Source organism: Leptonema illini DSM 21528 (assembly GCF_000243335.1).
GTDB lineage: Bacteria > Spirochaetota > Leptospiria > Leptospirales > Leptonemataceae > Leptonema > Leptonema illini.
On the sequence record NZ_JH597773.1, the window covers coordinates 660,002 to 678,452 of the forward strand.

At 54.2% G+C, this 18,451-nt stretch carries 11 protein-coding genes and 1 pseudogene; 6 read left to right on the plus strand and 6 right to left on the minus strand.

Annotated features, from left to right (window positions below):
- Positions 1-87: 87 nt before the first annotated feature.
- A pseudogene (locus LEPIL_RS03000) lies at positions 88-3,313 on the minus strand (efflux RND transporter permease subunit).
- Positions 3,314-3,429: 116 nt separating this feature from the next.
- Here LEPIL_RS03000 and LEPIL_RS03005 point away from each other — a divergent pair.
- The 4 genes from LEPIL_RS03005 to LEPIL_RS21510 all read left to right on the plus strand — a co-directional run bounded on the left by LEPIL_RS03005 (position 3,430) and on the right by LEPIL_RS21510 (position 7,957).
- Entirely contained in the window at positions 3,430-5,061 is a 1,632-nt protein-coding gene (locus LEPIL_RS03005) for a long-chain fatty acid--CoA ligase (protein ID WP_040919407.1), read from the plus strand.
- Positions 5,062-5,099: 38 nt separating this feature from the next.
- Entirely contained in the window at positions 5,100-5,972 is an 873-nt protein-coding gene (locus LEPIL_RS03010) for a thiazole synthase (RefSeq protein ID WP_002769813.1), read from the plus strand.
- A 42-nt stretch (positions 5,973-6,014) separates the two neighbouring features.
- Positions 6,015-7,190: a 2-iminoacetate synthase ThiH gene (gene thiH / locus LEPIL_RS03015; RefSeq protein ID WP_002769815.1), complete on the plus strand. Its 1,176-nt coding sequence runs from the start codon at positions 6,015-6,017 to the stop codon at positions 7,188-7,190.
- A gap of 158 nt (positions 7,191-7,348) precedes the next feature.
- On the plus strand, positions 7,349-7,957 hold the full coding sequence (locus LEPIL_RS21510; protein WP_002769817.1) for an ACT domain-containing protein: 609 nt from the start codon (positions 7,349-7,351) through the stop codon (positions 7,955-7,957).
- A 20-nt stretch (positions 7,958-7,977) separates the two neighbouring features.
- On the opposite strand, the gene LEPIL_RS03025 is transcribed toward LEPIL_RS21510, so the two are convergent.
- The 5 genes from LEPIL_RS03025 to recN all read right to left on the minus strand — a co-directional run bounded on the left by LEPIL_RS03025 (position 7,978) and on the right by recN (position 16,349).
- Positions 7,978-8,373, minus strand: coding sequence for a DMT family transporter (locus LEPIL_RS03025; protein WP_078123222.1), 396 nt, complete (start codon positions 8,371-8,373; stop codon positions 7,978-7,980).
- Positions 8,374-8,401: 28 nt separating this feature from the next.
- Positions 8,402-9,427, minus strand: a complete 1,026-nt coding sequence (gene lpxK, locus LEPIL_RS03030) for a tetraacyldisaccharide 4'-kinase (RefSeq protein WP_002769820.1) — start codon at positions 9,425-9,427, stop codon at positions 8,402-8,404.
- Between the two features lie 3 nt (positions 9,428-9,430).
- Positions 9,431-11,317 (minus strand): ABC transporter ATP-binding protein, encoded by a 1,887-nt coding sequence (locus LEPIL_RS03035; protein WP_002769821.1) that lies wholly within the window; start codon positions 11,315-11,317, stop codon positions 9,431-9,433.
- A gap of 9 nt (positions 11,318-11,326) precedes the next feature.
- A complete protein-coding gene (locus LEPIL_RS21515) occupies positions 11,327-14,488 on the minus strand; it encodes a BamA/OMP85 family outer membrane protein (RefSeq protein ID WP_002769822.1) in 3,162 nt (1,053 codons plus the stop codon).
- A 115-nt stretch (positions 14,489-14,603) separates the two neighbouring features.
- On the minus strand, positions 14,604-16,349 hold the full coding sequence (gene recN / locus LEPIL_RS03050; protein ID WP_002769823.1) for a DNA repair protein RecN: 1,746 nt from the start codon (positions 16,347-16,349) through the stop codon (positions 14,604-14,606).
- 277 nt (positions 16,350-16,626) lie between these two features.
- On the opposite strand from recN, the gene LEPIL_RS03055 reads away from it, so the two are divergent.
- The gene (locus LEPIL_RS03055) at positions 16,627-17,577 is read left to right on the plus strand and encodes a COX15/CtaA family protein (RefSeq protein WP_002769824.1); all 951 of its coding nucleotides are present in this window, start codon (positions 16,627-16,629) and stop codon (positions 17,575-17,577) included.
- Positions 17,555-18,439: a heme o synthase gene (cyoE, locus tag LEPIL_RS03060; RefSeq protein ID WP_002769826.1), complete on the plus strand. Its 885-nt coding sequence runs from the start codon at positions 17,555-17,557 to the stop codon at positions 18,437-18,439. Before LEPIL_RS03055 ends, cyoE begins: the two co-directional genes overlap by 23 nt.
- Positions 18,440-18,451: the final 12 nt, after the last annotated feature.

Here is an 18,451-nt window from a genome sequence, read left to right on the forward strand (position 1 = left end):
TGTTTTTTTCATACAGGTCGGCGCAGGTCCGGCTCCACCAGTTCGTTGATACCGGAGACTCCTGCGCATAAAGAAACAGAAAAATGTTCAATGCTCGCGCAGTCGCAGCGTCCGCTTCAGCCACCGCGTGAAAGAGACGACCAGTACGAATAAAACGGGAATGACAAAGAGCGTCAATACCGTGGCGAAGAGTAATCCCCAGGCGAAGGCCAGCGCCATCGGAACAAGGAACGGGTCGGAACCGCCAATCCCGTATGCCGTCGGCAGAAGGCCGAGCACCGTCGTCAGCGTCGTGAGCATAACCGCTCGCAGGCGCATGGAGCCGGCCTGGAGCGCTACCTCGTCCAGCGGCATCTCAGGGTCTTCCTGAACGATCGTATTGGCGAAGTCGATCAGAACGATCGAATCGTTCACAACGACGCCCGACAATCCGACAACGCCGAGCAGCGAGATAAAGCTGAGCGGCTCTCCATGCAGAAGAAAGGCCAGGAGCACTCCGATCAAAGAAAACGGAATGGCAAACAGAACGGCAAAGGGCAATAAAATAGAACGGAAAAGAGAGGCCAGTACCATAAAGTTGATGATCAATCCGACGGCAAAGGCATTGCGAAGGCTGGCCATCGACTCTTCAGTATCCTTGTTTTCGCCTCCGAGCCGCGCCTGATAGCCGGGATACGCTGCCATGATCTCGCGCAGCTTCGGTGAGATCTGTCGGTTCACCTCGGCGGAACTTGTAACCGTTTCGTCAAGGTTTGCCGTCACCGTTACAAGTCTCTTCGCATCAAGGTGGTTCAGGGCAACGACGCCTTCGCCGCGATCAAAGCGCACCAGTCGTTTAAGAGGAATCAGCTGTCCTGTTCAATACCTTGATTCGATTCAATGCCTCGGTCTTTTTATAATGAGCGTCGTGAAAACGCACGCGAATATCGATCTCTTCAGTGCCCTGCTTGATCGAAGTAGGACGCGCGCCGGATAAGGCCGTATTAACGGCAAGCGCTACGCTCTGCACCGAGACTCCGGCCCGGGCAGCGACGGCTTCATTAATAAAAAGCCTCACCTCTTCTTTACCGGGCTCATGATCATCGTCGATGTCTTTCACTCCCACGTATGTAGCAAGAACGGCCTTGAAACGCTCGCCTATCTCTTCCAGTCGATCGTATTCCTTTCCCGTGATTTCAATGGCCACAGGCTTCCCGACCGGCGGCCCGCCGCGCAGAACCTCAATATCAAGATTTCTCAATAAGCCGGCAAGATCCTCCGATCCTTGAGGTTTATAGGCACTATATCTCTTACGTTCGGGATCTTCGGGTAACGCCGCCTCCATCTGTTTGCGTTTCTCTTCGTTTAAGAGCCATGAGATCTCGTCTCGCAGCTGATCGATGATCTCGCCCTCCGTGCGCTCCCGCTTGTTTTCCGGCGTCAGAAATACCATCACCTGAGCGTAATTATATCCGCGGCGTGTGAACGGATCGGTGGAATTCTGCTGAATAATACCGGCACGAGAGGTTACGTGCTCGATCTCTTCTTTCGGGAGGCGTTCCAGGGCACGGGTAACGGCAACCGTATACCGGTCCATCTGCTCAAGCGGAGTAGAGGGATCGGCGACCATCTTGATCTGGAACTGTTCGACGGCGCCGGGAAATAGCTTGAAGCTCCCGAAGGCGCCGAAGGCTATAAACGAGCCGACCAACAGCGCAAACATACCGCCAAGCACCGAAAGCTTGTGTCGCAGAGAAAACGAAAGGAGCGGCTCGTAATAGTTTGTTCTGAATCTGTAGAAGCGAGTGCCTTCCTCACGTATTTCGCTCGCATGCTGGCTGAACTTATTCACGTCATAGAGATGAGAGGGAAGAATAAATATCGACTCGAAGAGAGAGGCTGCCAGAGTGATGATGACAACAAGAGGAATCGTATAGACGAACTTACCGAATATGCCCGTCATAGACATCAGCGGGGCGAACGAAACCATCGTCGTAAAAACTGATGCAAAAACGGGCAGGATTACCTCTGCCGTCCCCTTCAATGCGGCCTCATACGTGCGATAGCCCTGTTCGAGCATGCGATAGAAGTTCTCGCTGATGACGATCGCATCATCGACAAGGATACCGATGACGATGATCATGCCGAACATCGATATGAGATTCAAGGTCACGCCAAGAAAGCTCATAATGATAAACGACGTCGCAATCGAAATGGGAATCCCCAGGGCGACCATCAGCGACGTGCGCCATCCCATAAAGAAGAAAAGAGATGCGACGACAAGAACAAGACCGCTGGCGGCATTCGAGAGAAGCACTCCAAGCCGCCGCTTCACATAGTAAGATATATCATTCACATATGCGACATGAATACTGGCCGGCTTGTCTTTCGAGTACTGATCGACGGTCTCCTGTACCCTTGCAACCGTCTCGATAATATCGGCGTTGCTTCGTTTAATGACGGTAAGGTTGATCGTCGGTTTACCGTTTGTTCGTTCGATGTATTCTTCGGGAGCAAAATCGGCCCGCACCGATCCGACACTGGCGATCTTGATGCCCTGCCCGGCATCGTTGGAGCGTATGTACACTGAGGCGATGTCTTCGGCGGTTAACAGCTCTCCCACCGTGCGCACGCTGCTCGACCGGCCCCTCTGGATGACCTCACCGCCTGGAAAGTTCACATTCCTTTCCAGAAGAGCGAGCAACACCTGCTCAAGGCCCAGATAGTTCGAGGCCAGACGATCAGGATCAAGCAGAACATGATACTCCGCGTCTCTCCAGCCCTTACGCTCTATGCGAGCGACTTCGTCGAGAAGCAGCAGGCTGTCCTCAAGCTTCTCGGCCTCGTCACGCAGCTGTCGGTATGACATGAGCGGCCGGCCGAATTCATCGACATCGAGCTCAAGGCATATATCGAGGACGGGCGTCAGATCCGAGCCGATCTCAAGAACAAGCGGAGTCTCGGCGTCGTCGGGCAGATCGTTCACACGATCGACGGCTGAACGAATATCATCGACGACCTTCTGCGTATCTTCGGTATCGGGATCGATCTTTATGGTTATACCTGATCTGTTGTCGATAGAGGAGGAACGCATCTCCTCGATGCCGTCCACTCCCTTGAGTTCTTCTTCGAGCGGATTGGTGATCAACTTTTCGATCTCGGCCGGTGAGGCGCCCGGATAGACGGTCGTGACGACGACGATATCGAAGTCGACTCTTGGGAAGGCCTCTCTGTTCAGCGTTGCCGCCGTGTAACCGCCCCACGTAATGATCAGAAACGTGAGCAGGTTGCCAAAAATACTGCGTTTCAGGAAGAATTCTATCAGTGCTGCCATGAACGAACAACAGCTGTTCAGTCAAATGCGAACGGTCAATCACTTATTTCAAGGTCAGCTTGACAGCCGCGTCCCGGCCGGAAGCCTGAAAGCAGGAGAGAGAAATGCACCCAGAAATCAAGGCTACGATGATGGATTATCAGCTAACCATCCCATCCATTCTCAAAAGAGCTCGTGACGTTCATCCTCATAAGACGATCGTCACGAAAATGAACGATGAGAGCATCCATCGCGAAACATACGGCGAATTCTACAGGCGTACGAGGCGACTCATGGACGCCCTGCGCAAGGCGGGCGTAAAGCCCGGCGATCGCATCGGCACCGTCGGCATGAACCACTACCGACATCTCGAGGTTTACTTCGCCGCTCCGTCCATCGGAGCCGTGCTTCACACCATTAACGTTCGACTGTTTCCCGAACAGCTGATCTACATCATCAACAATGCGCAGGATCGCATCATCTTCGTCGACAAATCCCTTACGAAAATGATCGCCGCGCATATCGGCGAGATCAAAGGCGTCGAACGCTTCGTTATCATGGACGACCTCGAAGCCGGCGAGGCGGCTCCGCTTCCGAACGTCGTCGACTACGAGGCCTTTCTTGCCACAGGCGACGCCTCGGCCGCCGATGCCGAAGATACGTATACGGTGAACGAAAACGACCCGGCGGGCCTCTGCTATACTTCGGGCACGACGGGCAATCCGCGCGGAGTGCTTTACAGCCATCGATCGATCTACCTGCACAGCATGGCGATCTGCATGGCCGATACGCTTGCCGTCGCCGAACGTGAAACCATTCTGCCCGTCGTTCCCATGTTTCATGTGAATGCCTGGGGCATTCCCTTTGCAGCCGTGATGACGGGAGCAAAGCTTGCCTTTCCGGGAAAACATCTTCTCGGGTCGGCGCTGGCCTCGTTTCTTGAGCAGGAAAAGGTGACGATGGCAGCCGGAGTTCCGACCATCTGGAACGTTCTGCTACAGCATCTGCGTAAGAACAAACACGATCTCTCGTCGCTGCATACGATGGTCGTCGGAGGCTCGGCCGCTCCGAAGGCGATGATAGAGGCCTACGATAAAGAGTTCGGCATTCGCATTCTGCATGCATGGGGCATGACGGAGCTCTCTCCCGTCGGAACGGTCTCGCGTCTTCGCGCAGAGATGGAAGACTGGACCTATGAAAAGCAGCTTGAGATGCGCGGCAAGCAGGGACCGGCCGTCGCCGGCATCGAGATCAGAGCGATCGACGACCAGGGCAAGGACGTGCCGCGCGACGGCAAGACCTCCGGCGAGATGATCGTTCGCGGCCCATGGGTGACGGGTTCGTATTTTGGCCTGGATGCTCCCGAATCCTTCACCACTGACGGATGGTTTCGCACCGGAGACGTCGTGACAATCGACGAGTTCGGCTACGTAATGATCACAGACCGAAAAAAGGATCTGATCAAAACCCGCGGCGAATGGATTTCCAGCGTTGAGATGGAAGGTCTTGTGCTCGGCGTCAGCGGAGTACTCGAGGCCGCCGTTGTGGCCCGTCCCGACGATGTGCGCGGCGAGGCGCCCGTCGTCTTTGTCGTTGCGCGCGAGAATGAAACCGTCGAGAAGAAGGCTGTGATCGAAGAGCTGAAAAAGCACTTCGCCCACTGGCAGCTACCGCATCAGGATGACGTGCGCTTCATTGACGCCATCCCCAAAACAAGCGTCGGCAAGTTCGACAAGAAGATGCTGCGTGCACAGCTGACCGCCGAATAACGCTTTGCCCCGAGAACCGTTTGCTTTTTCTTGTTAGCATGCAGGAAACGGCCTTCGTACAATCTCTTATCGACGAATGCGCGGCAGACGATCTGCTGCGCATCGCCGATCGCAGCTTTCGCTCTCGCCTCTTTGTGGGCACGGGCAAGTTCGCGTCGGTGGCTGCCATGAAAGAGGCCGTCGAACAATCCTGCTCTGAGATGGTAACGGTCGCTCTGCGTCGTATCGATCTCAGCAAGGCAAGCATGAACGATGAAGATATCGTTTCGGCGCTTGATCGCAATCGCATACAGCTTCTGCCGAACACATCGGGGGCGCGCGACGCCGATGAAGCGGTGCGTCTCGCCCTGCTCGCTCGCGAGATGGGCGGTGGCAACTGGGTGAAGCTTGAGGTCACGCCCGATCCGCTGTATCTGCTTCCCGATCCAGGCGAAACTCTAAAGGCGACGCAAATACTTGTGAAAGAAGGCTTTGTCGTACTCCCGTATATGCAGGCTGATCCCATCCTTGCCCTGCGCCTGCAAGATGCCGGAGCGGCGACGGTGATGCCTCTCGGATCGCCTATCGGCTCCAATCGCGGCATTCGCACCGAAGACAGCCTGCGCATCATCATCGAACAGGCGCGCGTTCCCGTCGTCGTCGATGCCGGCCTCGGAGCGCCGTCGCATGCAGCACAGGCCCTTGAGATGGGCGCCGATGCCGTACTTGTGAATACGGCTCTGGCCATTGCCGCCGATCCCGGTCGCATCGCCCGCGCCTTTGCGCTTGCCGTTGTCGCCGGTCGACAGGCCTTCCGCTTTGGGCCTGAGAGAGGCAGAGCACAGGGGGCGGCTTTTGCCCGTACCACAGAGTCGCTGCGAGCAAAGGCATCCAGTCCGCTTACGGGCTTTCTTAATGAAGAGAGCCGCTGAAATTCCCATCGCCTGCACGTCACATTTCATTTACATGGATCTGTGAACCGCGAAGAAGAGGCCGAAATCTACAGAGATCGCATGGGAAAGCCCGGCTTTTCCCTTGTGTTTGACCCGTCGGAGTTCGGACGTATCAGAGCAAAGATCAGGCACATAGAAGAGACGGCGACGACGGAGCAGGCCGAAGCGGCGCTGCTTTCCGTTGAAGCGGGCCATACTCTTTCTGAAGAGCAGTTCTATGTTCTTGCCTCGAAGGTCGCCGACCCGCTGCTCGAAGAGATGGCCGTGCTTGCGCGAAACATCACGCTGCAGAGATTCGGTCGCACCATTCTGCTCTACTCGCCTCTCTATCTTTCAAACGTCTGTTATTCGAAATGCACGTATTGCGGCTTCGGCTTTGGAAACGACATCCGACGGCGCACGCTCACGCCCGAAGAGATCATCGCCGATGCCGAGGTGATCCATGCACAGGGTATACGACATATCCTTCTTCTGACGGGCGAAGCCTACAGAGAAACGCCGGTGCAATATATAGGAGATGCAGCCGAGGCGCTGCGATCGAAGTTCTCTTCGATAGGAATTGAGGTGTATCCGCTTAAAGAAAAGGATTATGCATATCTACGAGAAAGAGGCGTCGACGGCCTGACGGTGTATCAGGAAACCTATGATCCGGAACGTTATAAAGAGGTGCATCTGAAGGGCATGAAGGCGCTGATGAACTGGCGCCTTGATTGCGCCGATCGAGGCGGACGTGCCGGGATGCGCAGGCTTGCCATTGGCGCCCTGCTCGGTCTCTCTGATCCGACGGCGGAGGTCATCAGCCTCGGATTGCATGGTCGTTATCTGCTCAAGAACTACTGGCAATCGCAGCTCTCGCTCTCTCTTCCGCGTCTGCGCCCGGCGGCCGGTGTGACCGATGTGCCGCATATCGCCGATGGCCAGTATGTGCGCTACTGGCTGGCCCTGCGGCTTTTTTTACCGGATGCCGGCTTTGCCCTGTCAAGCAGGGAGTCGGCCGCCTTCCGTGACCACATGATGCAGATCTGCATCACGCAGGTATCGGGCGGGGCTCGCACGGAGCCAGGGGGCTACTCGGGTCTCGAAGCGACGGAGCAGTTCAGTCGAGATGACACACGGTCCGTTGCCGAGATGGCACGAGCCATTGAGGCGATTGGAAAAGAGCCTGTTTTCACCGACTGGGCTCCGCTGCTGAAGTGAGTTGCCCAAATTTAACGCAATACCTTCCATAAGACTAATCGTCGCCGGCAAAACCGCGCACAGTTTAAGCATATCGATCGCTCTCAAAGCACGTCAACCCTGGCATCCTTCTTGCTTAACAATGATGCATACCCACTGGCAGGATACAGGAGGCTCACATGCTTGTTACAGCGAGTCGAAAGATACTTTTTGAACCGATTGATGCGCAGAATGCACGACTGCTCTATTCGAGCATGCTCAATGAAACGGGCATTCTGTATAGAATTACCGGAGTCCTGTACATTCATGGCTGGTCTATCGACTCAGCCATCGTAAAAACCGAAACGCTCGGTGGTGTGGATGATATCTTCAGCATCCGCAAGCTTGATGCCGGCCAGATGGACCAGGCGCAGCTCGAACGCATCGAAAACGACATGGATATGCTGCTGCGCGGCGAGATCCACATGAGCGAGTATCTGAGCTCGTATCCCGATCGTATCCAGTCGCTTGTGCTCAGCATGCGCGAAGATAGCGAAACGCGTCTTGAGGTGGAGATTGCGGACGATCCGGCAACGGCCTCCATCTTTTTACAGACAAAGGACAGGCCCGGTATCCTCTTCATGATCACGCAGATACTCTTCTTGCTGGATTACGATATCATCAAGTTCGAGGCAAACACAGATCAGGGGGTTGCGCGCGACGATTTCGAGATTCGCAAGAACACGGGCGGCCTGATCACCGAACAGGATCGCAAGCAGCTCATTACCGTGCTTCGTAACAATCTGTAAACGTCGACTGTTACAGCTTGTTACATCTTGCCGGCGATCAACCAGATGCCGCCGACAAGCAGAGCGATGCCCGTCCATTGCTGCCAGTCGAGCTTCTCGTGAAAGACAAAGTGTGAGGCGGCAAGCACGATGATAAAGCCGGCCGTCGTCATAATCGGATACGCAATGCTCAGAGGAATGCCTTTCAGCAACACCTGTCTGTAGGCGAGAAAGGCGAGACCGAAGCTTGCAAGGCCGGCAATCATGAACGGGTTCAGAATCTGATCCTGCCAGCCCTCGCCCCGGTTTACGGCGCTGGCCTTCATGAGTATGTTCGCCGCCGCATTCAGGACGATGGCCAGAAGAAAGATACCTATTCCGATCGCGCTCATTTCAATTCTCCATATTGGCGGACAGTTAACTGTCCATTTTCTCATGACTGGCCGGCTCTGCCGGCCTGCCCGTTCATTCTTGAGCCTGCCTCTCCGTCAGCGAGGTTAACCGAGACCACAGCCTTGTTTCATCATTTCGGTCGGCATCATAAATCTCTGGCCTGACGACCAGAACCCTGCCGAGCGAGGCGAGGCGTTCGCCGAGTCGAGCCGCATCCTTCTCTGTCGTAACAAGAGGTAGACCGCATCCCTTTAATACTGCAAGATCTCTTTCGTTGAATCGATGATGATCTTTGAAGACGAATCGCTTTGCCACATCGATTCCGGCCTCTTCCAGAACTCTGAAAAAAGAATCAGGATTCCCGATGCCGCAGAAGGCGGCCACCGACTGCGCTCTGCCATCTGGCGCTAAAGGCGCAGAGATTCGATGCGTTCGAATGCCGATGCTGAAAATCGGTAGATTCGGGTAACGATCCTTTATCAGCCTCTTCCAGATGAGGGCCGAATCAGGCGCAAGATTGGTTCTTGTAAGAAGGACGACGTCGGCCCGCTCAAGCGCAGTCAGATCCTCGCGAAAGCGCCCGCAGGGAAGAAGTATCATCCTTGAGTACGGAACGGTAGCATCGATCAACACGATATCGAGGTCACGCCGCACGGAGGGATTCTGAAAGGCGTCATCAAGAATCACCACATCCCTTTGAGCGCCGAATCGATCGATCAGGTCGGCACGATCCGGGCCGGCCGCTACGGCAAATCGTGCGCCCTCATGAAGTCTCGCATATTCCAGCAGCCGGACTGCAATGAGCACCGCCTCATCGCCTGCATGCTCGGCCGTCAGATGTACGCCCCGCTCGTCTCCTACAAGAAGCCCGGAACGGCTGCGGCCTTTATAGCCGCGCAGGCAGATGAGAACCGATTTTCTCTGGCTTAGCAGAGCAAGTGCAAGCTCGATCGTAACGGGCGTTTTGCCCGTACCGCCCGCAGAGAGATTGCCCACCGAGATGATGCGATGCCCGGGGAAGCTTCGCGAATTTTGCAGCCGACGGGCAAAGGTACGTTTGTGGACGGCCAGATACAGACGTGCAAGCAGTCTACACACAGCTTACACACCAGGACTTTCGTTAAACTGCATCTCGTACAGCTTGCGGTAATGCCCGTTCTTTTCGAGCAGCTCTTCATGTGTGCCGCGCTCGACGACTTCTCCTCGATCAAAGACTAAGATCATATCGGAACGGAACACCGTTCGCAGTCGATGGGCTATCATGATTACGGTTTTGATCCTTGTCAATCGGTCGATGGCCTCTTCAAACATCTTCTCACTTTCGTTATCCAGGGCGGCGGTCGCCTCGTCAAAGATGAGAATGTCGGGATCATGCAGCAGCGCTCTTGCGATGGCGATGCGCTGTCGCTGCCCTCCGGAAAGCATCACGCCGCGCTCACCGACGATCGTATCATAGCCTTCAGGCAGTTCTATGATAAAATCATGCGCATAGGCCGCCTTTGCGCATTCTTCGATTCTTTCCTGAGGCGCCCCTGGCTGAGCAAGCGCAATGTTCTCGGCGATCGTTCCGTTAAAGAGAAACACGTTCTGCGTCACCATGCCGATACATCGGCGCAGATCACGCACGGCAAACTCGCTGATATCGACGCCGTCGAGTAAGATTCGTCCTTCTTCCGGTTCGTAGAATCGCATCAGAAGGTCGACCGTCGTAGATTTGCCGCCGCCCGAATAGCCGACAAGAGAAACAGTCTGCCCTTTTTTGATCTCAAAGTCGACATGCTTCAAGGCACGCTCTTCTTTGTCTGGATAACGATACGAAACGTTATCGAATCGAATGGCAGAACGGAAGCCTTTGAAAGCCGTTCTGCCGCTTCCGGCCGCCGGCTCTGAGGGTATATCAAGTATCTCGAAAATCCGCTCTGCAGCGGCGCCTGCAGCGCTGACGAGGTTGATCATCACCGAAATCTGACTGGCCGGGCGCATGACGAACATCAGAATCAGGAAAAAAGCGAAGAAGAGACCCCGGTCGAGCTGGCCCTCTGAAATCATATAGGCGCCCCATGCGATAAACAGCATGGCCATGAGCGATACGACAACATCGGACAATGCGGGCGAGACCTGATGATAGTAATGCCCGCGATAGGTATTCTGATACAGTTTTTCGTTAATCGAATTGAAACGCATCTCTTCGAACTTTTCCATAGCAAAAGCGCGAATAACGCGAATGCCCGATATGATTTCCTGTAAATGAGCCATCATATCGGCGAGGCGCTCTTGCTGGCCGAGTGCCGCTTTTCTTACTTTCAAGGCGATACGATTCACAGGCGACATGACCAGGGGAACGCCGAGCAAAAGGACGAGTAACATCTCCCATGAAATCATGGCAAGAAGAGCAAGATGCGTGAAAATATACAGGAGATTGGTGATACCTTCTTGAAACTCGACGGATAACGATCTCGATACGAGCTGCACATCGTTCAAAATGCGGCTCATGAGAAACCCCGTGCGCCCCTGCTCGAAATAGGCGATACTGAGATCGCCGAATTTGCGATAGAGATCCATACGCAGATCGCGAGCAGCGTAGGCGCCGGCAGTGCCGATGAAATAGATCGTCAGCGTAAGACAGATAAGCTTAACGATATAGACAGGAAGGATGAACTTCGCGAGAAAGAATATAAGATCCCGGCTATTCATCGCCGCGGCCTTTTCATTTGCCGCAATTTTCAGTCCGGTAATACGTGCGGCCAGGCTCACATGCAGGGGCTGATCTCTGCCAGCCTCATAATCAGCGTAGTTGGTTTTCTCTTCGCCGCCGATATCAAATAATACGACCTTTTCATCAGAACCGAGCGCATTGAAGATCGGGACAAACGAAGTCAATGAGACGAGGTTCGTCAGTGAGACGATGAGCGACAGAAAGACGCCGATCAGCACCCTGAAGCGATACCGTAGCAGATAACGGAAGATGCGCGGAATGGCTCCCTTCATCTCCTGGCCTCAGAATCGATAGTCCCCGATTCCAAAAACGAAATTGAATTTGCTATCGCCGGGAATAGGCGCCCACCGACCATTATTGTAGGCCATCTTCTGAGCCATAAACAGACGAATCGGCAGAACGGGAATCTGGACGCGCAGACCGAATCCCCACGACCAGAGCATTCGATCGAGCGATAGGTTGCGCTGCGTCAGCACGGCCCGTCTCGGGTCGTTCCAATCATAATAGTTGTCGTATGGATACTTATTGTAGTTCACGAGGTTGTGAGTCTGCCTGAACCAAACCTCAAGAGGCGGTCGACCTTCGGCATCCTTGCTGACGGCATCGTCATACTGCTGGACGTATTCAAGGTTATTGCCTGTCAGCTCCCCGAGATTGACGAATCCTGAACCGGCGTCAACGAAAAAGGTCCACCAGAGGGTACTGGGCTCGATGGGAAGACGCAGCTCAAGCGATCCGATCACGAGATGGTTGGATCCGCCGAACTGCCACCAGGGAGCCGGAAAATTCGGGTCATTGCGGTATTCATACCCCCGCAGCGATTCATAGCCACCGAGATACAATCGGTCTCCCGCTTCAAGGAAGGGGTTGATCGTCTTATCCTGATTCTTACCAAAAGGGGCTGTCTCATGCGTGAAGGTCGCCGAAACACGGGATTCTACAACAACGCGCCATCTTTTCAGGTTACGGGATTTAAACAGGCCATAGAAGGAATAGTCGATAGGCCAGAAGTAATGGGAACCCGTAATCTTGTAACGGTTGAAGTGGTCCTGCCCGCCGAGCATCTGACCTGCCATCTCGACCGAAAGGTCAAGGTTAAAGCCCGAAGTAGGATTAAAGACGTTATCGCGGGAATCAAATATCAGTCCGTTCGTAAAGCTCGACTTGAACTGCCATCCAAGGTTGGCGCGACGGATCACTTCGTCGTTTGCAAGCGAGGTGGGGCGAGAGGCCACAGACCAGGACGGACTGTAGCGATGATAGTGCGCCCAGTTTACAAGAAAACTATGTGATACGCCGACTCCGAGTCCCATCGCATTGATGTCGTAACTGGCGCCTTCAAACATATCGTTTGAATCGTTGGAAACGGTAAGCGCCGTGGTCGGTATGCGGTAAGAGCTGTAAACCGCAGAAAGACTCAACGCCCACGGAGACGGGAAACCGCGATAACACTCTTCTTCACGCTCGATGCGGGAGCGCATCAGCGTACGAATTCGCATCTTGATGCGGTCGAGAACGATGACCGGCGCTGTTTTCGCGTTCTTTCCAAGCGATGCCGTCTCTTCGTCGATGATGCTTTTCACGACCTTGCCAAGGCTCTCGTTTTCACTGCGCAGGCTATCGGTTAAAACATTCAACTCAAGCAGACCTGGAGCCTCATCGAATCCACGCTGTTTATTATACCAATAACGTCCTGTAATACCGTCGCAGGATTCGTAGATCCAGGGCTCGATCCACGTCGTGCTGATCTGCCTCGTCGTCGGACCGTACTGTAGCTTACCCGATAGACGCTGGCCCGTACCAAACAGGTTGTTTTCGCCAAGTTCGGTATACACCGAGAATCCGGACGCCGTCCCGTAGGTTCCGCCCAGGGTAATCGTTCCCGTCGGCTGTTCGATGACAGAGATAACCAGGTTCATCTTCTTGTCGTCTGAACCCGGACGCATATCGAGGTTAACCTCTTTAAAGTAGCCGAGGTTAAAGACTTTTTCACGGCTGCGTTCGACAAGCGCCGAATTGAAAAGCTGTCCTTCTTTGATCAGAAGCTCGCGACGGATGACGTTTTCCTGCGTCTTCTTCATGCCTTTGACGATGATATTTTCGATATAGGCAAGATTATTCTCACGCACAACAAAGTGCACATGACGCAGAATACGCCCGCGCATCTTGGGATCATCTTTCAGAAGTTCACGCAGGCGACCGATATCGATGCTCTTGCCGATGTCAGCGCACTGACGGCTATCGTCAGTCGTCGGATTCTTAATCGACTGGCAGGCTTCATATTTATTCAGGTTTTCTTCGGTGAGCGGAATGTTCGTGTAATAGGGCTGTATCTGCGCAAAAACATAGCCATGCGTAGAATAGGCCTGCTGCAAAGTATTACGATCACGGAAATATTTCCCTTCATCGAAAACCTGGCCGGCATCGGAAGGTTCGAATTCGAGAAAGCTGATAAGCTGATCGGCGGTGAATACGGGATTCATATGCTCCCGCCCCTTCTTCTTACGCTCCTTCGGATTGAACTCTTCGTTGATACCCGCCGGATCATGCTCGAGAGAGTAACCGCCGAAATAGCGAATGTCGCCTTCAATCAGTCTGTAGGTTACGACGACAACCCGACCATCTTCAGGTTTCTTCGGATTGCGCCAGCGAATCTCATAGCCCGTTCCTGCCGGATCGATCTCGGCGTTTACGTAGCCGAGCGTTTTCGCATAGGCGAGGATCTTGAATTTGTCTTCCTCAAATTTCGATTCGCGAAAGATGCCGTCTTCGAGAAAACCTTCTTCTTTCTGCTCCAGAATATCGAGTAGCTCAACCGGACTGATCTTTTTGGTGCCGGTGATGTTGATTCGCGTGATGGGGATGTTCTGACCTTCGTCGACCAGATAGGTAATCGTTATCTCGCCAGGAGATAGCTCCTCGGAACGCACCCACAGCTCGGCCAGCAGAAAGCCTTCGTCTCGATACTTTTCTTTAAGCAGTTCGATACCGTCAAGGGCCTGTTGTTCATGGAAGACATCGCCTTCTTTGAAAGGCAATACCGTCTTCAGATCGGCCTCATACAGCTCCTGTTCGCCGACAAAAATGATCTCTTTAATTCGGGGAAGTTCATCAAGGATTACGGAAAGCAGTACTGTTCCATCGGACAGCAGTTTGGCCCGAATCTCAACGTCCTCAAAATCGCCCGTTGCGAAGAGGTTCTTCACCGCCTCATTCAGAGCGTCCTCTTTTAATACATCGCCGCGACGGAACGGCAGGGCATCATACACGCGATCCTCGGAAACGGAGACAAGGCCGTAAAGATCGATCTTCGAGATCTTTTTTCCGACGAAGTTTTTGCGCTCGGAATGAACAGGCAGAAAAACCATGACCAGCATCGAAGCCGTCAGGAAAGTAGCCGTTGCAAAGCGCAGTGAAAGAAGATTTTTCAGGTAGGATTTCAAAAAGTCCGCCAATTCTGACTCTGTTTCAAACAGAAATCCGGATCGGGGTCATGGCAGCAACTTAAAAAAAGGGGGGGCGAAGCCCCCGGTCAGCAACATGGAACGTAAAAAATTCTCAAGGCTCGGCGACAGAGAGCAACCCGCGCACGTGCTGCATGAGAGCGGGGTCGCTACCGCCAAGCATCCGGGCGAGTTCACGCAACCGCTCCTCGCCGCTCAGCCGCTCCACGCGAGAATACGTGCGGGAATTGCGACTGTGCTTCGAGATGCGAAAATGGAACCGGCCCAGAGAGGCGATCTGATGCAGGTGCGTAATAACGATCACCTGACTGCGCTCAGAAAGCTCTTTCAGCCGCTGGCCGATCGTATGAGCGACCTCGCCACCGACGCCTGTATCGACTTCATCAAAGACCATCGTTGCAGGCGACTGTCGATCCAGGATGACGCTCTTTAAGGCCAGCGTGATACGCGAGAGCTCGCCCCCGCTCGCGATCTTTCTAAGCGGCTGCAACGCCTCGCCTTCATTCGCATTAAAAAAGAATTCGATCAGATCAAAGCCCTTCTCGTGCACAACAAAGCGTTCCTCGGAATCGGTGGCGCATTCTCGCGAAACAGAGACCTGGATGCGAGCCCCGGGCATGCCGAGGCCGGCCAGCTCAGATGATAGCTTCTCTTCAAGAGAGGGGATAACGGATCGGCGCCGGATTGACAGCTCTCCTGCGAGTTCTTGTAGATCGGCTTCGGTGGCTGACATCTCGGATTTCAGAAGCGCTGCCTCTTCTTCGCTCATCTCTATAGAAGCAAGCTCACGCAGAAAGGAATCCCGCTTCTGTAGCACGAGCGTCGTCGTTCCGCCATATTTCTTATGCAAGCGCCTGTAGGCCTGCAATCGCTCTTCGACATCCTCAAGACGCTCCGGAGAAAACTGTAGCCTCTGACGCTGTTCACGCAGGAACTCGACTACGGCCTCCAGCTGATAGACGCTCTGACGTATCATGCTCAACTTTTCTTCATAAGACCCTCTCGTCGCATCTCTGGAGTCGCCTGCCCGGCCCTCAACAGACGAAGAAAGGTTGCCGACAAAGAGCTCACCATGCCTGTCAAGCAGACGCTCCACCTGCTCTAATCCCGTAAGTACGGCATGATCGTCTTCATAGAGTAGATTATAGGCCTCAGCCAGGTCCTGGAACACACGACCGGAGTTCTGCATCAGAGCCTTCTCGTTTGTAAGAGCCTCAAACTCACCTTCGGCGGGTTCAAGGTCTTCAATCTCGTCTATTGCAAATCGTAAGAAGTCGAGCCTCTGCTGCTTCTCTTCTTCTTCCATAGACACTGAGCGCAGGCGTTTGCGAATCTCGGTTAGCCTCTGGAACATACGCATGACGCGATCACGCAGCTCCTCGGTACCGGCATAGCTATCGAGAAAATCGAGATGATGAGCCGGATCAAGCAGCCGCTGGTGGTCGTGCTGCCCGTGGATCTCGACAAGGCCGCTGCCGATTGATTTCAGGAGCGGGCCGGTAACATTGACGCCATTCACAAGAGAGCGCGGACGTCCGGTCAGATAAAGCTCTCGCCGGAGAGTCACAAGCCCATCGGAGACGGGAATATCATGCTCGGCCAGAAGATGCAGCAGCTCTTTCTGAAAGGAAGCGTCAAACTCGGCCTCGATGAGGGCACGCGAACTGCCGTTCCGGATGAAACCCGTGGCCGCCCGCGCCCCCAGTGCCATCTGTAGAGCCTGTAGCAATAACGACTTACCGGAGCCCGTCTCACCTGTGATGGTGTTCAAGCCCTGCCCCGGCCGGAAACGTGCATTTTCGACAATGCCGAAATTCTCGATGCGCAGTTCAACTAACATGCACACAAATAAATACGTAACAAATATATGGCAATCAAATTTTCTATGGTCGTGGATTTTCCGGTACGCTCGAGGGTAGAAGGAACAAAAAAACCGCAGAGGACTCAAAGGGCACAGAGAAATCTGAGAACCAGCAAGGGACCTTCATAGAGCCTTAGAAGGCTGCTTTTTCAGCAGCCTTCTATAGTTCCGAATCCGCGTGAGCTCTCTGTGTTCCGGAATCTCTGCGCGGCAAAGGGGCTCGACCCAAAACCCCTGCGAAAAAAATAGGATCGTAATGAGACCGGATCTCGCCAAAGACCGCCAGAAATGGCTTCGCTTCGTTCGCTTCAGTCACATCCTGTGGATCCTGACCCTGATCACGATGGTGCTCGGCCCTTATGTTCGCGCCGAAGACGCCGGCCTTGCCTGCCCTGACTGGCCGCTCTGCTTTGGCCATGTCGTTCCGCCGTACGAATACAGGGTTTATCTTGAATTCATTCACCGCGTCGTTGCCGGTTTCATGGGATTGGTTTTTCTCGGATGGCTCTTCTATTTGATCTCTGTACCGAGCATCCGCCGTACCTTTATCAGACCCGCTCTGCTGGCCTTTGTACTGCTTGCCGTACAGATCCTGCTCGGAGGCGCCACCATCACCGAGCTGCTCAATCCTTACGTCGTAAAATCCCATCTGCTTAACGCCATCCTCTATCTTGCCGTTCTTCTCTATATATGGAAGAAGGGACGGGCGATCGTGTCAGATGCGCCGGCACCGATGGCCGTGCCGCCCCGCTGGCTGCAAACGGTCGTGCTTGTCGCCATTTTCTTTCAGATCTTTCTCGGCGGACGGGTCAGCACCAACCTTGTCGGCGAGGTATGCATGGAGTTCCCGGCCTGCTACGTACAGCATGTGGAGGTCGACGGAGAGGTAGTGGCGAAAACCGTATATTTTCCGTCCATGCACGATCGCCCCTACGAGATGCATATGTCGCATCGTTATATGGGTTATACACTCGTCATCCTCGTCGCCCTGCTTGCATCGTGGAGCATCGGGACGATTCTCGCCGCGCGAAACGGCCTTCTTCTTGCGCTGCTGCTCGTTCAGATCGCTCTCGGCGCCTTCAACGTAAAATGGTCGTTACCCGTTCCCGTGACGGTTATGCATTCGTTCACCGCCATCGTGCTCTTTATGGTGGCCTGGTTGAACCTGCTTGAATTCCGGTATCATGAGCATGATTCGCATACCTGAAATCAAGGCTCTCTATCAGCTTTTCAAGCCGGGTCTTGCGCTTTCGATCGTGCTGACCGTGCTGCCGGCGCTTTTTTCGTCGACGGTCATGCCCGATATCGGCACCATTCTCGGCGCCATCATCGGCACGCTGCTTTCGGCGATGGCCGCCTTCGGCTACAATCAGATCGTCGAACAGCATCGCGACGCGAAGATGGAACGCACCCGACATCGCATCCTCGTTACGGGCCAGGCGAACCCCTATACCGTTTACATCGTCTCTTCAAGCCTTCTCGGCGGAGGATTACTGATCCTCGGTATGTATGCCGGTCCGCTTGCGATGGTTTTTTCGCTTCTTTCGTTTCTAATCTACGTTTTCGTTTATACGATCTGGCTGAAGCCTCGATCGACGACAAACACGCTCATAGGCGGCATCTCAGGCGCCGTCGGACCGCTCATCGGAGAATCGGCCGCAAAAGGCTACGTTACGGAGTACGGCTGGCTGCTCTTTCTCTTTCTCTTTCTGTGGCAGCCGCCGCATTTCTGGGCACTGGCCTGCTACCGAAAAGACGATTATGCTCGCGGCGGTTTCGCCATGCTTCCGGTAGTACGCGGCGTCCGCTATACGTCCATTCAGATGGTTCTCTATCAGCTGATGTTTACGGCTCTGATGATCGCCAGCTTTTATCCGCTCGGCTACACCGATCTTCCGTTCGCCCTGACGGCCGTGCCTTTCTCGGTCTTTGTTCTCGTTTATATGATCCGTTTCGTCAGATCACAGGACATGAAGCACGCCCGCACGGCCTTTTTTCTGACCATCTTTCACAATCTGATCTGGCATGCGGCGTTAACCTTCGAGCAGCTCTACCGCCACCTCTCCTGATCTCAGGACCAG